Here is an 18,368-nt window from a genome sequence, read left to right as displayed (position 1 = left end):
CCCTCATGGTTAATGGCCGATCTTTCAGAAAATCACGCCGTCGCGCAACCATGCATCAGGGCGGGTTTTCCTTTTGTCGCCGTTTCATGGCAGGGTGCGGTGCGGCAGGGTGGGGCGTGACAATTGTCGCCCGCCACCCCATCTGTTGATCCTTGACCCCTCAGGACCCCGATCCGCATGAGACCAGACGATAACGAAGCCATCCTGGCCCAGGCCGCCCGCTGGCGCGAGGGTGGCGTGGCAGTGGCTTTGGCCCATGTCATCGCCACCTGGGGATCAGCACCCCGGCCGGTAGGTAGCCTGATGGCCGTATCGGCCGCTGGTGCCATGGCCGGGTCGGTCTCCGGCGGCTGTGTCGAAGGGGCGGTGGCGCTGGAGGCAGCGAAGGTGCTGGCGGATGGGGAAGCACGGTTCCTGTCCTTCGGCATCAGCAACGAGATGGCCTGGGAGGTCGGCTTGGCCTGCGGCGGCAAGCTGGAGGTTTATGTGGAGCCCGTGCAATGAAAGCCCGGCTGTTCGATGCCCTGCGCAAGGCGCTGACCGACCGCCGCCCCGTGGCGCTGGTCACCGACCTGGGATCGGGCCTGCAGACCCTGGTCGATGCCGATGGCCGCCAGCAGGGGGAGGTGGGGCTGGAGGAGGAGTTCCTGCCCCAGGTGCTGGACGCCATCCGCCAGGATCGGCGCGGCATCGTGGAATTCTATGAAGGCCGCTTCTTCATCAATGTGTTCCCGCCGCCCAACCGGCTGCTGATCGTCGGTGCCGTGCATCTGGCCCAGGCCCTGGTGCCGGCGGCGAGGATGGCGGGGTTTGACGTGACGGTGATCGACCCGCGCGCGGCCTTTGCCACGCCGGAACGGTTCCCTGACACGGTCCTGGTCACCGAATGGCCGGATGAGGCGATCACCGCCCTGCGGCCGGATGCGTGCACGGCGGTGGTGGTGTTGAGCCATGATCCCAAGTTCGATGACCCGGCCCTGACGGCGGCATTGGCCAGCGATGCCTTCTATATCGGTGCCCTGGGCGGGCGCCGCAACGCGGCGGCGCGGCGGGAACGGCTGGGCAGGCAAGGGGTGGATACGGCGCAATTGGCCCGCATCCATGGCCCGGTGGGTCTGGATATCGGGGCGGTGACGCCGGCGGAAATCGCGCTGTCCATCCTGGCCGACATCGTCCTGGCCCTGCGCGGGCCGAAATGGAAGGCGGAATAATGCGCTTCGGTCCCGTTGCGGTGGCGGATGCGGCAGGCGCCATCCTGGCCCATGGCGTCCACCATGAAGGTGGGCGCTTCGCCAAGGGTCGCGTCCTTGGTGCCGACGACATCGCCGCCCTTGCCCGGTCCGGTATCGAAACGATCACTGTGGCCCGTCTGGACGAAGGCGATGTGGGGGAAGATGCGGCGGCATCGCGCGTCGCCGCCCGGTTGGCGGGACCGAACCTGATCGTCAGCGCCGCCTATACCGGCCGGGTCAACCTGTTCGCGGCGGCCGATGGGCTGGCCCTGGTCGAGGCATCGACCATCCATGCGCTGAACCGCGTGCATGAGGCGGTGACCATCGCCACCCTGCCGCCCTTCACGCCGGTGCTGAAGGGCCAGATGATCGCCACCATCAAGATCATCCCGTTTGCCGTGGCCGAGGGCATCATTTCGAACCTGGAATGGATGCTGGCCGGTACCGGCCCGATTTCGCTTTCCCCCTGGGCGGGCCTGTCGGCCGGGCTGATCCAGACGATCCTGCCGGGCACCAAGCCGAACGTGCTGGACAAGAGTGTGGCGGTCACGACGGAGCGCTTGGCCGGTATCGGCGGCAATCTGGCGGGGGAGGTTCGGGTGCCGCATGCGGTGGAACCGCTGGCGGCGGCCTTGCGGGCGGCTGACGGCGATATCGTGCTGGTCATCGGCGCCTCGGCCATCACCGACCGGCGCGACGTGGTGCCGGCGGCGATCGAGGCGGCGGGCGGGTGCGTTCTGCATGTTGGCATGCCTGTCGATCCTGGCAACCTGCTGCTGCTGGGCGAACTGGACGGGCGGCCCGTGCTGGGCCTGCCGGGCTGCGCACGGTCGCCGAAGCTGAACGGGGTGGATTGGGTGCTGCAGCGCCTGGGCGCCGGCCTGCCTGTCGATGCCGGCACGCTGATGGGTATGGGCGTGGGCGGGCTGCTGGCGGAAATCTCCGGCCGGCCCATGCCGCGGGCGCTCGCCACCAGCTTGCCACGCGCCCCGCGTATCGCCGGGCTGGTGCTGGCCGGTGGCTTCGGCCGGCGCATGGGCGGGGGTAACAAGCTGCTGCATGTCTGGCAGGGCAAGCCGCTGGTGCGCCATGTGGCCGATGCCGCCCTGGCGGCGCAACTGGCCGGCGTCACCGTGGCCACGGGCCATCAGGCGGGTGACGTGCGGGCGGCCCTGGACGGTCTTGGCTTGGATTTCGCCCATGCGCTCGACCATGGCGACGGGCTGTCGGCCACGTTGAAGGCCGGGCTGGCGGCCCTGCCCGAGGATGTGGACGGGGTGATCGTGCTGCTGGGTGACATGCCGCGCGTTACCGCCGGCATCATCGACCGGCTGGTCGCCGCATTCAGCCCCACCGACGGTCGCGGGATCATCGTTCCCACCTGTGGTGGGCAACGCGGCAATCCCGTGCTGTGGGACCGGGCCTATATCGCGGAGATGATGGCGCTCACCGGCGATGCGGGGGCGAAGTCCCTGATCGCGCAGCACAAGGGTGTGGTGTGCGAGGTGGCGGTGGAGGATGCGGGCGTGCTGCTGGACGTGGATACGCCGGAAGCTTTGGCCGCTCTCTAATTACAAGTACTGGCCCAGCACCTTCAGATAGGGCCGTGCTTCCTGCACGAACTGCACGATCTCGTACACCAGATCGGGCAGGGTGACATGGCCGGGCACGCTGGCCTGGCCCAGCACCATGATCATCTGCTTCTCATCCACCACGAACCGGGCGGCGGACAGGTTCACGGCCGCTGCGCGTAGTATCTTGGACAGGCGCACCCGCTTTTCGGGCGATTCGATGGTGAAGGGCATGTACCCCACCTCGGCCCAGATCTGGAACAGCGTGTCATCATCCTGCGGCGTCAGGCTGACATGGAACATCAGCCCGTCCAGGAAGAAATGGTGGCGCGACGCGGTGGTCGGGCTGGCGACGCTGAGTTCGCCGGCTTCATCCATGCGCACGGCACCCGGACCGATGGGCAGACCCTTCTCCGCCGCGCGCGCCAGCTTGGCAACTGTTTGAAGCGCCTGAGACACCCGAGCGAACTCCCCCAACACCATCCCGGCACCCTGCCGGACGGATATAGAATATTCGTTATAGGCGCGATGGGCATTTGGTCCAGTGAATTTGCGAAGACCTACCTGGAAGAGCCGTCGGCCACGGGTCGCCGCCGCCGGTGAACAGCGTATAATGCGCCCATGGTCTCCTATCCCGACATATCCCGCCTGCCCGACGACCTGGCGGCGTCCCTGGTGCGGCTGGTGCGGCTGGTCAACCAGCTGCGCACCCGCAATCCGGACCTGGATCAGCTGGCCCTGTCGGTGGAAACGGAACTGGATTTCCACGCGGCCACCATCCTGGTTCACCATGTCGAAGGTTCCGACGATGATTTCCAGCTGATGCTGAGCCCCTGGGATGGGCGCCAGCTGCTGGAAGGCAGTGACCAGCGCTGAAAAAGGGAACAAAAACGGATCATCCCCCCTTTCCGAACGGCCCGGTCCGGCATAGATTAGGCCCATGACCCAGATCTCCGCCCATGCCGCCGCCCTGTCCGCCCTGGAAGCCGCCATGCCCTGGCGCGTGAAGGTGGAGGAAAGGCCGTTCATCGAACCGCTGACCGTCGTGTCGGATTACATTCCGGCGGGCGACCAGCCGCGCGCCATCGAGGAACTGACCGACGGGCTGCTGCGCGGGGAAAAGGACCAGGTGCTGCTGGGCGTCACCGGGTCGGGCAAGACCTTCACCATGGCCCATGTCATCCAGAAGGTGCAGCGCCCGACCCTGATCCTGGCGCCTAACAAGACGCTTGCGGCACAGCTCTATGGCGAGATGAAAAGTTTCTTTCCAAACAACGCCGTAGAGTATTTTGTTTCCTACTACGATTACTATCAGCCCGAGGCCTATGTGCCCCGGACCGATACCTATATCGAGAAGGAAAGCTCGATCAACGAACAGATCGACCGCATGCGCCACGCGGCCACCCGCGCCCTGCTGGAGCGCAAGGACTGCATCATCGTCGCCTCGGTCTCCTGCATCTACGGTATCGGATCGGTGGAGACCTATTCGGAGATGACCATCCCCCTGAAAGTGGGGCAGAGCCTGCAACGCCAGGCGTTTCTTCAGAGATTGGTTGAACTCCAGTACCGGCGCACCGATGTCGGCTTCGGGCGCGGGTCGTTCCGCGTGCGTGGCGACACGGTGGAACTGTTCCCGGCGCATCTTGAGGACCGGGCCTGGCGCCTGTCGCTGTTCGGCGACGAACTTGAAGCGATACATGAGATCGACCCGCTGACCGGCGAAAAGCTGACCTCCATGAAGGAGGTGCGCATCTATGCCAACAGCCACTATGTGACGCCCAAGCCGACCCTGTTCCAGGCGGTGGAACAGATCAAGCGCGAGTTGAAGCTGCGGCTGGAAGAGCTTGTTCCACAAGGAAAATTGCTGGAGGCACAGCGACTGGAGCAGCGCACCACCTTCGATATCGAGATGATGGTGGCCACCGGGTCCTGTGCCGGCATCGAGAATTATTCCCGCTACCTGTCCGGCCGCAATCCGGGGGAGCCGCCGCCGACCCTGTTTGAATATCTGCCGTCCGACGCATTGCTGATGGTGGATGAAAGCCATGTGATGGTGCCGCAGGTCGGCGGCATGTACCGGGGCGACTTCATGCGCAAATCGACCCTGTCGGAATATGGCTTCCGCCTGCCATCCTGCGCCGACAACCGCCCGCTGAAGTTCGAGGAATGGGACGCGATGCGCCCGCAATCGGTCTTCGTCTCCGCCACGCCCGGCGATTGGGAGATGGAGCGGACCGGCGGCGTCTTCACCGAACAGGTAGTGCGGCCCACCGGTCTGGTCGATCCGCAGGTCATCATCCGCCCCACCGACACCCAGGTGGATGATGTGATGGCGGAGGTACGCGAGGTTACGGCCAAGGGCCTGCGCGTGCTGGTCACCACCCTGACCAAGAAGATGGCGGAGGCGCTGACGGAATATATGATGGAAGCGGGGATCAAGGTCCGCTACATCCATTCCGACGTCGAAACCCTTGAACGTATTGAGATTATCCGCGATCTGCGCCTGGGCGTGTTCGACGTGCTGATCGGCATCAACCTGCTGCGCGAAGGGTTGGACATCCCCGAATGCGGGCTGGTGGCCATTCTGGATGCCGACAAGGAAGGCTATCTGCGCTCGCGCACCAGCCTGATCCAGACCATCGGCCGTGCGGCGCGCAATGTCGAAGGTCGCGCCATCCTTTATGCCGACCGCGAAACCAACAGCATGAAGGCGGCATTGGAGGAGACGGCGCGGCGCCGGGCCAAGCAACTGGAATATAACGCTGCCCACGGCATCACGCCTGAATCGGTGAAGAAGAACATCGCCGACATCCTGGGCAGCGTGTACGAGCGTGGCGACCGGGTGGAGGTGGATACCGGGGCGGCCGAAGGCATCGGGCTGGCCGGCAAGGACATCAAGACCATCATCGCCGAGCTGGAAAAGAAGATGCGCGCGGCGGCGGCCGACCTGGAATTCGAGGAGGCGGGCCGCATCCGCGACGAGATCAGGCGGCTGGAGGCCATTGAACTGGGCTTAGCGCCCGGTGCCTCGCCCATCCGTGCCTCCGCCCAGGGGGAGAAATCGCGCATGCCAGCCAAGAAGCCGGAGAAGGGCGGGCGCACCAAAGGGGCGGCCAAGACCAAGGATGGCGGGTTGGAGGTTGGCGGCATCGAGTTCGGGGGGAAGAACACCAAGCGGCGACGGTGATCCGCCCCTGACGGGGGGCGTTCCCCGCAATCTTGGTTGAATTCCGCAAAATTGGCCTGCAGGCCCCCTGCGGTTTGTCACCGACTGGTGCTACGCTTCGCCGCCCAAACCAATTCCCAGAGGGAGAAGCGACATGGCCCAGATCAAGCGCACCGCCAACGCCGTGTGGAACGGCACCGGCAAGGATGGTTCCGGTACCCTGACGACGCAGAGTGCCACGCTGTCCAGCGTGCCCTACAGCTTCGTGGCCCGTTTCGGCGACGGCAAGGGCACCAATCCGGAGGAGCTGATCGCCGCGGCCCATGCCGGTTGTTTCTCCATGCAGTTGTCCTTTCTGCTGACCGCCGCCAATTTCCCGCCGGATGAGCTGAAGACCGGTGCCGTCCTGATCATGGAGAGCGAGGGCGGCGGCTGGAAGATCGCGGCCGTGGAACTGACCCTGGTAGCCAAGATACCGGGCATCAGCGCCGACAAGTTCCAGGAGATCGCCGCCCAGGCCAAGTCCATGTGTCCGGTTTCCAAGGTGCTGAATGCCGAGATCCGCCTGAACGCCTCGCTGGGGTGAACGCAGGGCTGGAGGGGGCAGAGCAGTCCCCCTTCACGCCGGCAGTCAGGCCCACAGCGCCCGCACCATGTCCTTCAGGCGCTTGGCTTCTTCCCACCGGTCGGTCAGTTCCCGCCCCTGGCTGTCGGTCACGGCATAGGGCGGGGGGCCCAGTTCGACCATGAAGCTCAGCGTGTCACCGTGCTGCGCACTCGCCCGCCAATGGTCGAACCCCTGCCGCCACCAGCCCAGGAACAGGTCCAGCCAGGGCTGATGGTGTCCGCCGATGGGTGCCTGCACCTGATGCGCCGTGGCGACGCGGCCATGGAAGGCCCGGGCTCGGCGCAGCACGCGGTCGATGGCCGCATGCTTGGCCCCGTCGATGGGCAGGTCCCATTCCCCGGCCACGACATAATGGCAAAGATCGGCCGTCAGCGGCAGATCGGGCATTGCGTCCAACAGGCGCAGGAAGAAGGGCAGGTCCTGGGTCAGGCGTGCCCGGTGCGTTTCATAGAAGATGGGCAGGCCCGCCTGTTCGCGCACCCACTCCATCTCTTCCACCAGCCGGACCGCATCGGCCACCCGGTCCAGCGGGCCGGCGATCTGGACGTTCAGATGGTGGGCGGACAGGGCGGCGGCCTCATCAGCGAACCGTGCCAGCTCGTCCGCATCACGGGCCAGCACCTGCGCCTCCCAGGGCAGGCCGCGTTCATTCATGAAGCGCGAGGTGATGGCGGTGCGTTCCTTGCGCACCAGATTGGTGCCGGCCCCGTCGAACCCGGCGTCGACCACGGCCTGCAGCGCCGCTTCCAGATCGTTCCAGACATCGAAGCCGGGGCACTTGTCCAGGCCCCAGACGGATTGCAGGATCAGCAGGCGGGGCATGGGACACTCCGGTGTGGCGGTCTCCCTGCTTTCCGCCATTCACACCCGCCCCGTCCAATCGCAATCACTCAACGGTTCATGCGCGGATGCTATGACCCGCCCAGACAGGTCTGCGCCTCGTCCCGCACCGCTGCGTGCAGCCAGGCGACGGGGGGCGGGGTGGGGCCGATATCGGGTTCGATCAGGGTGAAGTCGAAGCCGATGGCAGGATTGATGGGCCGCACCACCACGCCCAGCCGGCGAAACAGCCGGGCGGTGAAAGGCTCGACAATGGCCAGGCCCAGTCCGGCCTCGACATAGGCATAGATCGGCAGCGACTGCTGGCATTCCAGCAACCGTTCCACCACCACCCCATGGGCGGCAAGTGCGGCGTCGATGCCGTTCCACAGGGCGTCGGCCTCATGCATGGGGCCGATGAACTGTTCCCCCGCCAGATCCTTCACCTGCAGGACATCATGGTCCGCCAGCCGGTGCCCAGCGGGCAGGGCGCAGACATAATCGGCGCGGATCAGGGGATCGGTGCGGATGCCGTCGCGCGGGGCTGCCGCCACGCCGATACCCAGATCGGCTTGGCCCAGGAACACCCTATCCTCGATGGCCCGCTGCCCCAGCGCCTCCACCGTCACCTTCACATCCGGATGGCTGGCGCGGAATCGTGTCAGCACGGGCGGCAGGACCGAGGTGGCGATGGCCGACAGACACGCGATGCGCACCGTGCCCACGGGATGGGCGCGGATGCGCCGTGCCGCCTGCGACAGCAAATCCAGGCCGGTGAAGGAACGCTGCACCGCCTCGAACAGGGTTTCGGCCTGCGGCGTGGGATGGACCCGGCCGCCACGCCGTTCGAACAGGGTGAAGCCCACGGCATATTCCAGATCGGCGATCAGCCGGCTGACGGATGGCTGGGAGATGTTCAGCATTGAGGAAGCGGCGGTCACCCCGCCGCTCATCATCACCGCCCTGAACGCCTCGACCTGTCGCATCCGCATGGGGACATAGTATTCATGAATGAAGTCCTGATGCAATTCGATTGGATACGATGGCTTGTCCGGCGGCAGAATGGTTGCAACACCAGCCGATGCCGGGAGGAAAAGATGAAATACGAAGCGCAGCGTGAACAGTTCCAGCGTGAAGGCTATGCCGTGTTCGAACGCGTGCTGGAGGGCGAATTGCTCGACATTCTGCGCGCCCAGTGCGGCCGCATGGTGGAGCGTGAGGATGCGCGCCTGGACGCGCTCGGCGTCGATGTCGACGGCATCACCCATCGCGGCAACCGCTATTTCGCCGGCGAATGCCAGCGGGTGCAGCCGGAATTGCGGGAGATGCTGTTCTCCGACGTGATGGCCGATGTCTGCCGCGCCACCATCGGCGACGATGCCTATTTCTTCTATGACCAGTATGTGGTGAAGGGGGCCGGTGGCGGCATGTCCTTCAGCTGGCATCAGGACAGCGGCTATGTCGTGGGCAATGGTGGTCCGCCGGACCATAAGCCGTACCTGACCTGCTGGTGCACCCTGGACGACACCACCATCGAGAATGGCACCGTCCGCGTCCTGCCCTTCAGCCAGGCACCGGCCACGCGTGAGGGCATCGTCCCGCATGTGCGCCAGCCCGGCACCAACGACCTGGTGGGCTGGAGCGGGGATGAGGAAGGCGTGGTGGTGGAGGTGCCGGCCGGCTCCATCGTCGCCTTCTCGTCCCTGCTGCTGCACGCCACGGGGGCCAACCGCACCGACCGCATGCGCCGTGTCTATCTGGCTCAGTACAGCCCGGAAGTGATCCTGAATCCCGGCACCAAGCAGTTGCGCCGCAACGCCATCCCCGTGCTGCGCAATGGCAAGCAGGTGACGTTCGCCTGATGAAATGCCCCCCGGCTTGACGCCCGGGGGGCACGAACAGGTTTCATGCATCATATTTATCGTATAATAATGCTCCCCAAGCATAAGATCATGTCTTGGGGAGGTTGGAATGCGCGTTGAACGGGGCCGGACGGCCACGGCCCTTTTGCTGGCGGCCCTGATGGGTGGTACCGGCATCGTGGGGGCGGAGACGCTGCTGACCGTGGATGCCACAAGGCCGGCGCCGGCGCTGGAGACCGGTTATCTGAAGATGGGCCAGGGCGTCAGCCCCAAGGGCGGCACCATCGCCATCAACAACCGCTACCTGACCCTGGATGGCAAGCCCTGGCTGCCGATCATGGGCGAGTTCCATTACAGCCGCTTTCCTGCCGATGGCTGGGATGAACAGCTGGCCAAGATGAAGGCGGCGGGCATCGATATCGTCGCCAGCTACATCATCTGGAACCATCATGAGGAGGTTGCGGGCACCTTCACCTGGGATGGTGACCGCAACCTGCGCCGCTTCGCCGAACTGTGCGCCAAGCATGGGCTGAAGCTGGTGGTGCGCATCGGCCCCTGGTCGCATGCGGAGGTGCGCTATGGCGGCATTCCCGACTGGGTGGTGGATGCCATGCCGACGCGCGGTAATGATCCGCAGTATCTGCGCTTCGTCGACCGTTATTACCGGCAGATCGCGGCCCAGGTGAAGGGCCTGTTGTGGAAGGATGGCGGGCCTGTCATCGGCGTGCAGCTGGAGAATGAATATAACCTGACGGGGCCGGGCCAGGGGCGCGAGCATATCGCCAGCCTGAAGCAGCTGGCGCTGGCCGCCGGGTTCGACGTGCCGCTCTATACCGTCACGGGCTGGGATCAGACCGTCTATCCCAGCGGGCAGGTGGTGCCGGTGTTCGGCGGATATCCGGACGAACCCTGGAAGGCCAGCCCGGAAATCCTGCCGCCCAAGGAGACCTATGCGTTCCGCTTCGACAGCCGGGTCAGCGGCAATCTGGGCGCCCAGACGACCGCCACGCGCCAGGGCGACGCCGATCCCGACATCCCGCACACGCCGTTCCTGGGCGCCGAATATGGTGGTGGCGTGCCTGCCATGTATCGCCGCCGGGCGGTGATCGATCCGGCCGATATCTCTGCCATGCTGCCGGTGCAGATCGGGTCGGGCGTCAACCTGTTCGGCTATTACATGTTCCATGGCGGCAGCAACCCGCTGGGCCGGACCACGCTGGAAGAGAACACGGCCATCCACGGCCATAATGACACGCCGATCATCGGCTACGATTTCCAGGCGCCCATCGGCCAGTATGGCGACATGCGGCCCGTGCTGCGCCGGGTGCGGCCTTTCCATCTGTTCGCTGCGTCCTATGGCGACCAGCTGGCGCCCATGGTGCCGCAGGCACCAACGGTGCTGCCCAAGGCGCTGGACGATCTGGCCACCCCGCGCTGGTCGTTCCGCAGTGCCGGTGATGCCGGCTTCCTGTTTTTCAGTTCCCATGTGCGGCAATACAGGATGCAGCCGGCCACCGATGTGCGCTTCGCCATCGATCTGCCCGGCGGGCGCGTCAGCTTCCCCCAGACCCCCGTCACCATCCCGGCCGGATCGCATTTCGTCTGGCCGGTGAACATGGATCTGGGTGGGGCGAAGCTGGCCTATGCCACGGCGCAGCCGGTGACCCGGATCGTCGTGGATGGGGTGGAAACCCATATAATGCAGGCCGAACCCGGCGTGCCCGTGGAACTGGCGCTGACCGGTGCCGCCAATGTACAGGCGGCGGGTGCCAAGGTCGAACAGAAGGACGGGCGCAGCATCGTCACCGGTCTGGAGCCGGGGATGGGGGCCGTGGTCGGCTTCACCGCCAATGGCAACGCCAAGCGCCTGCTGATCCTGACCGAAGCCCAGGCGGAAAACCTGACCCTGCTGCATCGTGGCGGGCGCGACGTGGCGGTGATCAGCGATACCGACCTGTACCAATCGGCCGGCGGCTTCGACATGCGCAGCCGTGATGGCAATGTCTTCCGCTACGCCACGCTGCCCGCCATCGGGTCGGGCGGCAAGGCGGACGGGCTGTTCACCGCCTATGAACGGTCGGTGCCGGCCCGGCCCGTGCTGCCGGTGACGGTGGAAAAGCTGCGCGATGCGGGCAAGGCCCCGCCCATCCGCATCGGCGGCCCGGCCAAGGCCGCGATGCAGCCGGCCCCGGAAGCCTATGGCCGCTCTGCCGCCTGGACCATCAAGATCCCAGGCGACACGCTGCAGGGCGTGGCCGACAGCTGGCTGGAACTGGATTACCAGGGTGATGTCGGCCGGCTGTTTGCCGGCACCCGCCTGATCGACGACCATTATTTCAACGGTCCCGCCTGGCGCATCGCCCTGAAGCGCTTCGCGGCGGAAATCAAGGAACCGCTGACCCTGACCGTGATGCCGCTGCGCGCCGATGCACCGATTTATATCCAGCAGGAATGGAAGCCGGTGCAGGAAGCGGGCGGGCAGGTGGCCGTGCTGAAGGGTGCGCGGCTGGTGCCGGAATACAGGCTGTCGGTGGAGATCGAGAAATAGGATCGGCCGTTCCCGCCCATTATGCTACAGCAACGGGCGGGAACATTGGCGGGATCGGTTGATGACGGAGCGGCGTTTCTATCACCTGACGCGCAAGACGCTGGAACAAACCCTGCCGGGCCTGCTGGAAAAGTCGCTGGAACGCGGCTGGCGGGCGCTGGTGATGACCGGCAGCACCGAACGCGCCGAAATGCTGAACCAGTATCTTTGGACCTACGGCAAGGACAGTTTCCTGCCGCACGGCACGGCCAAGGATGGAAATGCCGAGCATCAGCCGGTACTGATCCATCCGGCGGCCGAAGGTATGCCGGAAAAGGCGCCCAACGGTGCCCATGTGCTGTTCCTGACCGACGGGGTGGACGGGCAGGGGCTGTCGGGTGTGGAACTGATCTGCGACCTGTTCGATGGCAATGACCCGGAAGCCGTCGCCGCCGCCCGCGACCGCTGGCGCGTGGCCAAGGCGGCGGGCGACGATCTCACCTATTGGCAGCAGAATGAACGCGGCGGGTGGGAGAAGAAGGCGTGACGCCAATGGTCATCAAAAATGACTGAAACAAGGCCGGCGACCGCCGGCCCGCCGCACGTGCGGCGTGAGCCAAGGGTGCGGATGCACCCGCCCGGCGCCTGAGGGAACGAAAATATTACGTCGGCGTCGCGTGGCGGATGAATTCCGCGAAGCCTTCGGCCGGCATGGGGCGGGCGAACAGGTAGCCCTGGCCTTCCTCCACGCCCAGACGCTTCAGGATGTCCCACTGCGCCGGGGTTTCGATACCTTCGGCCACCACCTTCAGGTCCATGGCCTGGGCCATGGCCACGATGGCTTCCACGATATGCCGCGTGCTCTGGTCGCGCTCCATATCCATCACGAACTTGCGGTCCACCTTCAGGCAGTCCAGCGGCAGTTCACGCAGGTAGGAGAGGGAGGAATAGCCGGTGCCGAAATCGTCCAGCGCCAGGGCCACGCCCCGGTCGGCGATCCACCGCATCTGCTGCAGCGCGCCTTCCAGATCGTCGGGCAGGATGGTTTCCGTGATCTCCAGCTGCAAAAGATGCGGCGGGATGCCGCTTTCGGCCAGCAGCACGTCGATCAGGGCCGGCAGATGGCCCCAGCGGAACTGCCGTTCCGACACGTTCACGGCGATCTGGATGGGCGGCAGGCCGGCATCCAGCCATTCGCGGATCTGCTTGATGGCGTTGCGCAGCACCCATTCCCCGATGGGGACGATCAGGCCCGTATCCTCCGCGGTCGGGATGAATACGCCGGGCGGGACCATGCCGCGCACCGGATGGCGCCAGCGCAGCAGCGCTTCCCCACCCACCGGCTCCCCGCCCTGGATCGCGACCTTGGGCTGGTAATGCAGGACCAGCTGGTTGTCGCGGATGGCGGCCCGCAGCTCATCCTCCAGATCCAGCCGTTCCTTCAGCTCGTCCCGCATGGAGCGGGTGAAATGCAGGTAATTGGCCGTGCCCGACTTCACCGCCTGTTCCAGCGCCACGCAGGCATTGCGGATCAGGGCATCGCCATCCGTGGCGTCGTTGGGCGATACGGCGATGCCGATCTTGGCGGAGATGAAAAGCTGCTGGCCCTCGATATGGATCGGCTCGCCCATCGAATTGGCGATGGCGGACGCTGCGAACAGCGCCTTGCCGGCATGATCCAGGCCAGGAAGGAAGATGGCGAACTGGGTCTGGGCGAATCGACAGATCAGGTCGTTGGCCCCGCAGACCGGTGTCAGCCGATTGACCAGCGTGGCCATGGCCAGATCCAGCGCGCCTTGGCCATGGACGCGGAACAGCTGCGGCAACCGGTCGAATTCCACGACCAGCAGACCGGCGATCAGGCTGCCGCCATGCTGTTCCATGATCTCGTTGACCCGGGTCACGAAGGGCCGCATCTCCGACACACCCGTCACCGCGTCGCGGGAGGTGTAATCGGTGGCTGCCGCCAGCGGGGTCAGGGTCTTGGACAAGGTCACGACGGCCAGGTTCCGTGGTACCGGGTCAGGTTGGCGCAAGGCCGGGGGGCGAGAACATCGTCACAAAGCTCATGTCACCCCGTCCCCAGAACTTGGCAAACGCCATGCGGTTCGATGCCGCCCGCGTCGTCGCATCACGACGACCGGGTAATATCATTGCACATCCCCAGGGGCGATGGAACGCATCAATGGAGCACCTGGTTATTTTCTGCCACTCTGCGCACTACCGGCGGAAGCGCTGGTTTCCGCGGGTTTCGAAGGGGTAGGGTGGCATGGGATTTGGCCTGGGCAAGCTGTTCGCCGCTGTGACATCGCCGGGAAACCTGCTGCTGCTGTTGCTGTTGGCCGGGCTGCTGTTGCTTGCTTGCGGGCGGCGGCGCTGGGGCCGGGGGCTGCTGATGGCCGGTGCCCTGGGATTGGCCCTGATCGCCGCCACACCCCTTTCCACCTGGGTGCTGCTGCCGCTGGAGCAGCGGTTCCCGGCGCCGGATGTGGAATCGCTGGGGCAGGTGGATGGGATCATCGTGCTGGGCGGAGCGCTGATGCCCGTCGGGTCGAAGGAACATGGCACCCCGCAACTGAACCGGGAGGCGGAACGGCTGACCGTGTTGCCCGGCCTGATGCGGCGCTTTCCGCAAGCGCGCATGGTCTTCACCGGCGGCAGCGGCGATCCGCGTACCCCGGACGACCGGGAGGCGCCCTTCGTGCTGGCCCTGCTGGCCGATTGGGGCGTGGATACCGGCCGCATCACGCTGGAGGAAACATCGCGCAACACCTGGGAGAATGCGGTGAGCAGCGCGCCGCTGATCGGCAAGGGCGAACGCTGGCTGCTGGTGACATCGGCGGCACACATGCCCCGGTCCATGGGCGTGTTCCGCACGGTGCTGCCGGAAACGGCGTTCATCGCCTGGCCCGTCAGCTACAACGCCAACCGGGTGGAGGCGGACCGTTTCGGCCTGAACCTGGCGGAAAATCTGGAGCGGATGGAAAATGCCGCCCATGAATGGCGGGGGCTTCTTGCCTATCGCCTCTCCGGTCGTATCCCGGCGGTACTACCCCCGCCCTGACACTTGCCCATTCCCGCCTGCCCATGCCACAACCCATGGGGACAGTTATGGCGGGAGGGCCCAAGATGATGATGAAAACGACGCGGACCCGCCGTCTGCTGCCGGTAGCTGCCCTGCTGGTCTCCCTGTTCGTTCCCGCCGTCCAGGCGGCACCCGATTTCCAGCAATGGCTGACCGACCTGCGGCTGGAGGCGCTGCGCGAGGGCATCCGGCCCGGCACGGCCGACGTGGCCCTGACCGGCATCATCCCCATCCAGCGCATCCTGGACCTGGACGGCAAGCAGCCGGAACGCACCATCACCTTCGACACCTATCTGTCGCGCAGCGTCACCAAGCTGCGCATAAAGAAGGCGCGCGAACGGATGGTGACGCACAAGGCGCTGCTGGCCCAGATGTCGAAGAAATACGGCGTGCCGGCCCGCTTCATCGTGGCGCTCTGGGGCATGGAGACGGATTTCGGCGGCAATATGGGCGGGTTCAAGGTGGTCGACGCCCTGGCCACCCTGGCCTATGACGGCCGGCGCAGCGCGTTTTTCCGCGGCGAACTGCTGAAGGCGCTGCGCATTCTGGATGAGGGCCATGTGGCGCCCGACCGCATGATGGGTTCCTGGGCCGGCGCCATGGGCCAGTGCCAGTTCATGCCCTCCAGCTTCTTCAAATTCGCCCAGGATGGTGACGGGGACGGCAAACGGGATATCTGGACCACCCATGCCGATGTCTTCGCCTCGGCCGCCAACTACCTCGCCACCGTGGGCTGGAAAACCGACCAGACCTGGGGCCGCGCCGTGCGCCTGCCCAAGGGCGCTGATTCGGTGGGCTGGGCCGGTCTGGACAAGCCGGGGCAGCCTTTGTCGGTCTGGACCAAGCGCGGAGTGCGCAATGCCGATGGCAAGGCACTACCCAAGGCCGCCCTGGATGCCTGGCTGGTGATGCCGGACGGGCCGAAGGGCAAGGCTTTCCTGGTCTATGGCAATTACCGGACGATCATGGACTGGAACCGGTCCACCTATTTCGCAACCGCGGTCGGAATCCTTGCCGACCATATTGGCTCCGGTAAATGAGTTGATGTAGGCTGCGGCCACAATTGGTTGGGGTGGAAAAGTATGGCGCGGGCAAATCTTGTAAAAATGGCGGTCCTGGGCTTCTCCATCGCGGGGCTGGCCGGCTGTTCATCGCCCCCGCCGCCAAAGCAAGCCGCCGCACCTGCACCGGCACCGGTGCAGCCCCAAGCCACGCCGGGCGGCAGCTACAAGGTCGGCAATCCCTATCAGATCGACGGCGTCTGGTATTATCCGCGCGTCGATTACGGATATAACGAGACGGGCATCGCCAGCTGGTACGGCCCGGGCTTCCACGCCAAGGTCACCGCCAATGGCGAAGATTACAACGAGATGGAACTGACGGCGGCGCACCAGACGCTGCCCATGCCCAGCCTGGTGCGGGTCACCAACCTGGAAAACGGCAAGTCCATCGTCGTCCGCATCAATGATCGCGGTCCCTTCGTATCGGGCCGCATCATCGATATGTCTCGCAAGGGTGCGCAGTTGCTGGGCTTCGACCAGCAGGGCACGGCCAAGGTGCGGGTCGAGGTGCTGGCCGAGGAAAGCCGCGCCATCGCGGCGGCGGCCATGAATGCCGGCATGCAGGTGTCCGGCCTGTCGCCCGATGGCGGGCCGCTGCCCCAGGCCGCCCCGCGCCCCAGCGTGACGGTGGAATCCACGCCGCTGGCCCCGCCCGCCGGCACCAAGGCTGCCCCCGGCAGCGCCATTCCGCCCAAGCAGCCACAGGCCACGCCCGCCCCGTCGCGCACCATCGCCGCCCCCACCAGCCTGGCCGGGACGACGACGGAGGATGGCCGCTTCATGCCGGCCCCCGTGGTGCAGCAACAGGCACTGCCCGCCAAGCCCGGCAAGATCTATATCCAGGCCGGCGCCTTCGCCAATTACGACAATGCCAACCGTCTGCGGGCCAAGCTGAATTCCATTGCGCCGACCAACCTGTCGAACGCCATGGTCAACGGCCAGCAATATTTCCGCGTCCGCGTCGGCCCGTTCGATCAGGTCGAACGCGCCGACCAGGTGCTGGCCCAGGTGCTGCAGGCCGGCACGTCGGAGGCGCGCATCATCGTCGATTGATGGGACCAGCCCCTGTGCGACACGGGGCCGGTTCATGTCGCATGATGTTGCACAATGTCGCGGTGGCGTGCGGGGCTGGACAGGTCCACCCCGCCCGTCCCACTGTCGGCGGGGGCCTGTCCCCCGCCTGTTCCTTAGGGTCACGTGAAGGGTTATAAGAGAGATGGATAGTCGGATCGCACATCGGATGAAGGGTGCTGCCCGCACGCTGGCGACGGCCCTGCTGTTCACCGTGGCGGCGCTGCCGGCGGCGGCGGCCGATCTGGAGACCATCGCCACCCAGGCGATCCTGGTCGATGCCGAGACCAACACCGTCCTGTTCGAAAAGGACGCCGACCACCGCATGCCCACCTCCTCCATGTCGAAGGTGGCGACCGCCTACATGCTGTTCGAGCGGATCAAGGAAGGTCGCATCTCGCTCGACGACACGCTGCCCGTGTCGGAGCGCGCCTGGAAGGTCCAGGGTTCCAAGATGTTCGTGGAACTGGGCAACAACATCAAGGTCGAGGACCTGATCCGCGGCGTCATCATCCAGTCGGGCAATGATGCCTGTGTCGTGCTGGCCGAGGGCATGGCGGGTACCGAACCGGCCTTTGCCGCCGCCATGACCAAGCGGCTGAAGGAACTGGGCCTGAACAATACCAACCTGATGAACGCATCGGGCTGGCCCGACCCGGACCATTATTCCACGGCACGCGACCTGTCGCTGCTGGCCCGCCACCTGATCCGGGATTTCCCGGAGCATTACCATTATTATTCCGAGTTGGAATTCACCTATCACGGCATCAAGCAGGGTAATCGCAACCCGCTGCTCTATCGCAACATGGGCGTCGACGGCATCAAGACCGGCCATACGGAAGCCGCCGGTTACGGCCTGATCGCGTCCGGCGAGCGCGACGGGCGCCGGCTGGTGCTGGTGGTCAACGGCCTGCCCAACATGCAGGCCCGCGCTGATGAGAGTGCGCGCATCCTGGAATGGGGCTGGCGCGAGTTCGACAATTTCACCCTGTTCAAGGCGGGGGAGACGGTGGACAATCTGCCGGTCTGGCTGGGCGTGGCACCGACGGTGCCGGCCGTGGTCCAGGACCAGGTGAAGATCACCATGACCCATGACCAGAAGCAGAAGATGAAGGTGGCCTTCAAGGCCAACTCCCCGGTGGCGGCACCAGTGGATAAGGGCACCAAGCTGGGCACCCTGACGATTGAGGCGCCGGGTCTGCAGACCGTCGAACTGCCGCTGCTGGCCGGGGCCGATGTGGAACAGTTGGGCCTGTTCGGCCGCATGGGTGCCGCCCTGTCACACTTCTTCGGGGGCGGTTCGTCCGAACCCGTGGCGGCCCCGGCCGCCCAGCCGGCGCAGTGAC

Annotated in this window: 17 protein-coding genes; 13 read left to right on the top strand and 4 right to left on the bottom strand. The window is 65.6% G+C overall.

The genetic code is table 11. The features are described 5' to 3' along the window. Positions 1–177: 177 nt before the first annotated feature. The 3 genes from ACM9HJ_RS13280 to ACM9HJ_RS13270 are packed head-to-tail and all read left to right on the top strand — an operon-like array spanning position 178 to position 2,803. On the top strand, positions 178–504 hold the full coding sequence (locus ACM9HJ_RS13280) for an XdhC family protein (RefSeq protein WP_416572212.1): 327 nt from the start codon (positions 178–180) through the stop codon (positions 502–504). After that, positions 501–1,211, top strand: coding sequence for an XdhC family protein (locus tag ACM9HJ_RS13275; protein ID WP_416572211.1), 711 nt, complete (start codon positions 501–503; stop codon positions 1,209–1,211). The genes ACM9HJ_RS13280 and ACM9HJ_RS13275 overlap by 4 nt, the downstream gene beginning before the upstream one ends. Next, the gene (locus tag ACM9HJ_RS13270) at positions 1,211–2,803 is read left to right on the top strand and encodes an NTP transferase domain-containing protein (protein ID WP_416572210.1); all 1,593 of its coding nucleotides are present in this window, start codon (positions 1,211–1,213) and stop codon (positions 2,801–2,803) included. The genes ACM9HJ_RS13275 and ACM9HJ_RS13270 overlap by 1 nt, the downstream gene beginning before the upstream one ends. On the opposite strand, the gene ACM9HJ_RS13265 is transcribed toward ACM9HJ_RS13270, so the two are convergent. Then, the gene (locus tag ACM9HJ_RS13265; RefSeq protein ID WP_416572209.1) at positions 2,804–3,262 is read right to left on the bottom strand and encodes a hypothetical protein; all 459 of its coding nucleotides are present in this window, start codon (positions 3,260–3,262) and stop codon (positions 2,804–2,806) included. It lies immediately after the preceding gene. 162 nt (positions 3,263–3,424) lie between these two features. On the opposite strand from ACM9HJ_RS13265, the gene ACM9HJ_RS13260 reads away from it, so the two are divergent. From ACM9HJ_RS13260 to ACM9HJ_RS13250, 3 genes are all read left to right on the top strand, one after another. Next, on the top strand, positions 3,425–3,679 hold the full coding sequence (locus tag ACM9HJ_RS13260) for a hypothetical protein (protein ID WP_416572208.1): 255 nt from the start codon (positions 3,425–3,427) through the stop codon (positions 3,677–3,679). Between the two features lie 115 nt (positions 3,680–3,794). Next, on the top strand, positions 3,795–5,990 hold the full coding sequence (uvrB, locus tag ACM9HJ_RS13255) for an excinuclease ABC subunit UvrB (protein WP_416572248.1): 2,196 nt from the start codon (positions 3,795–3,797) through the stop codon (positions 5,988–5,990). A 133-nt stretch (positions 5,991–6,123) separates the two neighbouring features. Further along, a complete protein-coding gene (locus ACM9HJ_RS13250) occupies positions 6,124–6,555 on the top strand; it encodes an OsmC family protein (protein ID WP_416572207.1) in 432 nt (143 codons plus the stop codon). Positions 6,556–6,600: 45 nt separating this feature from the next. Here ACM9HJ_RS13250 and ACM9HJ_RS13245 read toward each other — a convergent pair whose 3' ends face one another. Together ACM9HJ_RS13245 and ACM9HJ_RS13240 are read right to left on the bottom strand one after the other, a co-directional pair. Beyond that, positions 6,601–7,419, bottom strand: coding sequence for a sugar phosphate isomerase/epimerase family protein (locus tag ACM9HJ_RS13245; RefSeq protein ID WP_416572206.1), 819 nt, complete (start codon positions 7,417–7,419; stop codon positions 6,601–6,603). Positions 7,420–7,508: 89 nt separating this feature from the next. After that, a complete protein-coding gene (locus ACM9HJ_RS13240) occupies positions 7,509–8,408 on the bottom strand; it encodes a LysR substrate-binding domain-containing protein (RefSeq protein ID WP_416572205.1) in 900 nt (299 codons plus the stop codon). Between the two features lie 105 nt (positions 8,409–8,513). Here ACM9HJ_RS13240 and ACM9HJ_RS13235 point away from each other — a divergent pair, with 105 nt between their 5' ends. From ACM9HJ_RS13235 to ACM9HJ_RS13225, 3 genes are all read left to right on the top strand, one after another. Then, positions 8,514–9,278, top strand: a complete 765-nt coding sequence (locus ACM9HJ_RS13235; RefSeq protein WP_416572204.1) for a phytanoyl-CoA dioxygenase family protein — start codon at positions 8,514–8,516, stop codon at positions 9,276–9,278. A 109-nt stretch (positions 9,279–9,387) separates the two neighbouring features. Beyond that, entirely contained in the window at positions 9,388–11,826 is a 2,439-nt protein-coding gene (locus tag ACM9HJ_RS13230; RefSeq protein WP_416572203.1) for a beta-galactosidase, read from the top strand. Positions 11,827–11,887: 61 nt separating this feature from the next. Then, on the top strand, positions 11,888–12,352 hold the full coding sequence (locus ACM9HJ_RS13225) for a DNA polymerase III subunit chi (protein ID WP_416572202.1): 465 nt from the start codon (positions 11,888–11,890) through the stop codon (positions 12,350–12,352). Positions 12,353–12,467: 115 nt separating this feature from the next. Here ACM9HJ_RS13225 and ACM9HJ_RS13220 read toward each other — a convergent pair whose 3' ends face one another. Continuing rightward, positions 12,468–13,802, bottom strand: a complete 1,335-nt coding sequence (locus tag ACM9HJ_RS13220; RefSeq protein ID WP_416572201.1) for a putative bifunctional diguanylate cyclase/phosphodiesterase — start codon at positions 13,800–13,802, stop codon at positions 12,468–12,470. A gap of 272 nt (positions 13,803–14,074) precedes the next feature. Between ACM9HJ_RS13220 and ACM9HJ_RS13215 the strand changes: the two genes are divergently transcribed. From ACM9HJ_RS13215 to ACM9HJ_RS13200, 4 genes are all read left to right on the top strand, one after another. Further along, positions 14,075–14,869 (top strand): YdcF family protein, encoded by a 795-nt coding sequence (locus ACM9HJ_RS13215; RefSeq protein ID WP_416572200.1) that lies wholly within the window; start codon positions 14,075–14,077, stop codon positions 14,867–14,869. A 65-nt stretch (positions 14,870–14,934) separates the two neighbouring features. Beyond that, entirely contained in the window at positions 14,935–15,930 is a 996-nt protein-coding gene (locus tag ACM9HJ_RS13210) for a lytic murein transglycosylase (RefSeq protein ID WP_416572199.1), read from the top strand. 66 nt (positions 15,931–15,996) lie between these two features. Continuing rightward, entirely contained in the window at positions 15,997–17,004 is a 1,008-nt protein-coding gene (locus ACM9HJ_RS13205; RefSeq protein WP_416572198.1) for a septal ring lytic transglycosylase RlpA family protein, read from the top strand. Between the two features lie 187 nt (positions 17,005–17,191). Next, positions 17,192–18,367: a D-alanyl-D-alanine carboxypeptidase family protein gene (locus tag ACM9HJ_RS13200; RefSeq protein ID WP_416572197.1), complete on the top strand. Its 1,176-nt coding sequence runs from the start codon at positions 17,192–17,194 to the stop codon at positions 18,365–18,367. Position 18,368: the final 1 nt, after the last annotated feature.

The organism is Niveispirillum sp. KHB5.9 (genome assembly GCF_048066115.1).
Taxonomy (GTDB): Bacteria; Pseudomonadota; Alphaproteobacteria; order Azospirillales; family Azospirillaceae; genus Niveispirillum.
Note: the sequence above shows the minus strand (reverse complement) of the source record. Positions and strands in the feature narration are given on the sequence as shown.

Coding starts and splice junctions, on each gene's coding strand:
- ACM9HJ_RS13280 (WP_416572212.1), top strand. CDS start 178: ATGAGACCAGACGATAACGAAGCCATCCTGGCCCAGGCCGCCCGCTGG.
- ACM9HJ_RS13235 (WP_416572204.1), top strand. CDS start 8,514: ATGAAATACGAAGCGCAGCGTGAACAGTTCCAGCGTGAAGGCTATGCC.
- ACM9HJ_RS13260 (WP_416572208.1), top strand. CDS start 3,425: ATGGTCTCCTATCCCGACATATCCCGCCTGCCCGACGACCTGGCGGCG.
- ACM9HJ_RS13240 (WP_416572205.1), bottom strand. CDS start 8,408: ATGCGGATGCGACAGGTCGAGGCGTTCAGGGCGGTGATGATGAGCGGC.
- ACM9HJ_RS13225 (WP_416572202.1), top strand. CDS start 11,888: ATGACGGAGCGGCGTTTCTATCACCTGACGCGCAAGACGCTGGAACAA.
- ACM9HJ_RS13215 (WP_416572200.1), top strand. CDS start 14,075: ATGGGATTTGGCCTGGGCAAGCTGTTCGCCGCTGTGACATCGCCGGGA.
- ACM9HJ_RS13275 (WP_416572211.1), top strand. CDS start 501: ATGAAAGCCCGGCTGTTCGATGCCCTGCGCAAGGCGCTGACCGACCGC.
- ACM9HJ_RS13245 (WP_416572206.1), bottom strand. CDS start 7,419: ATGCCCCGCCTGCTGATCCTGCAATCCGTCTGGGGCCTGGACAAGTGC.
- uvrB (WP_416572248.1), top strand. CDS start 3,795: ATGCCCTGGCGCGTGAAGGTGGAGGAAAGGCCGTTCATCGAACCGCTG.
- ACM9HJ_RS13270 (WP_416572210.1), top strand. CDS start 1,211: ATGCGCTTCGGTCCCGTTGCGGTGGCGGATGCGGCAGGCGCCATCCTG.
- ACM9HJ_RS13205 (WP_416572198.1), top strand. CDS start 15,997: ATGGCGGTCCTGGGCTTCTCCATCGCGGGGCTGGCCGGCTGTTCATCG.
- ACM9HJ_RS13230 (WP_416572203.1), top strand. CDS start 9,388: ATGCGCGTTGAACGGGGCCGGACGGCCACGGCCCTTTTGCTGGCGGCC.
- ACM9HJ_RS13210 (WP_416572199.1), top strand. CDS start 14,935: ATGATGATGAAAACGACGCGGACCCGCCGTCTGCTGCCGGTAGCTGCC.
- ACM9HJ_RS13250 (WP_416572207.1), top strand. CDS start 6,124: ATGGCCCAGATCAAGCGCACCGCCAACGCCGTGTGGAACGGCACCGGC.
- ACM9HJ_RS13200 (WP_416572197.1), top strand. CDS start 17,192: ATGAAGGGTGCTGCCCGCACGCTGGCGACGGCCCTGCTGTTCACCGTG.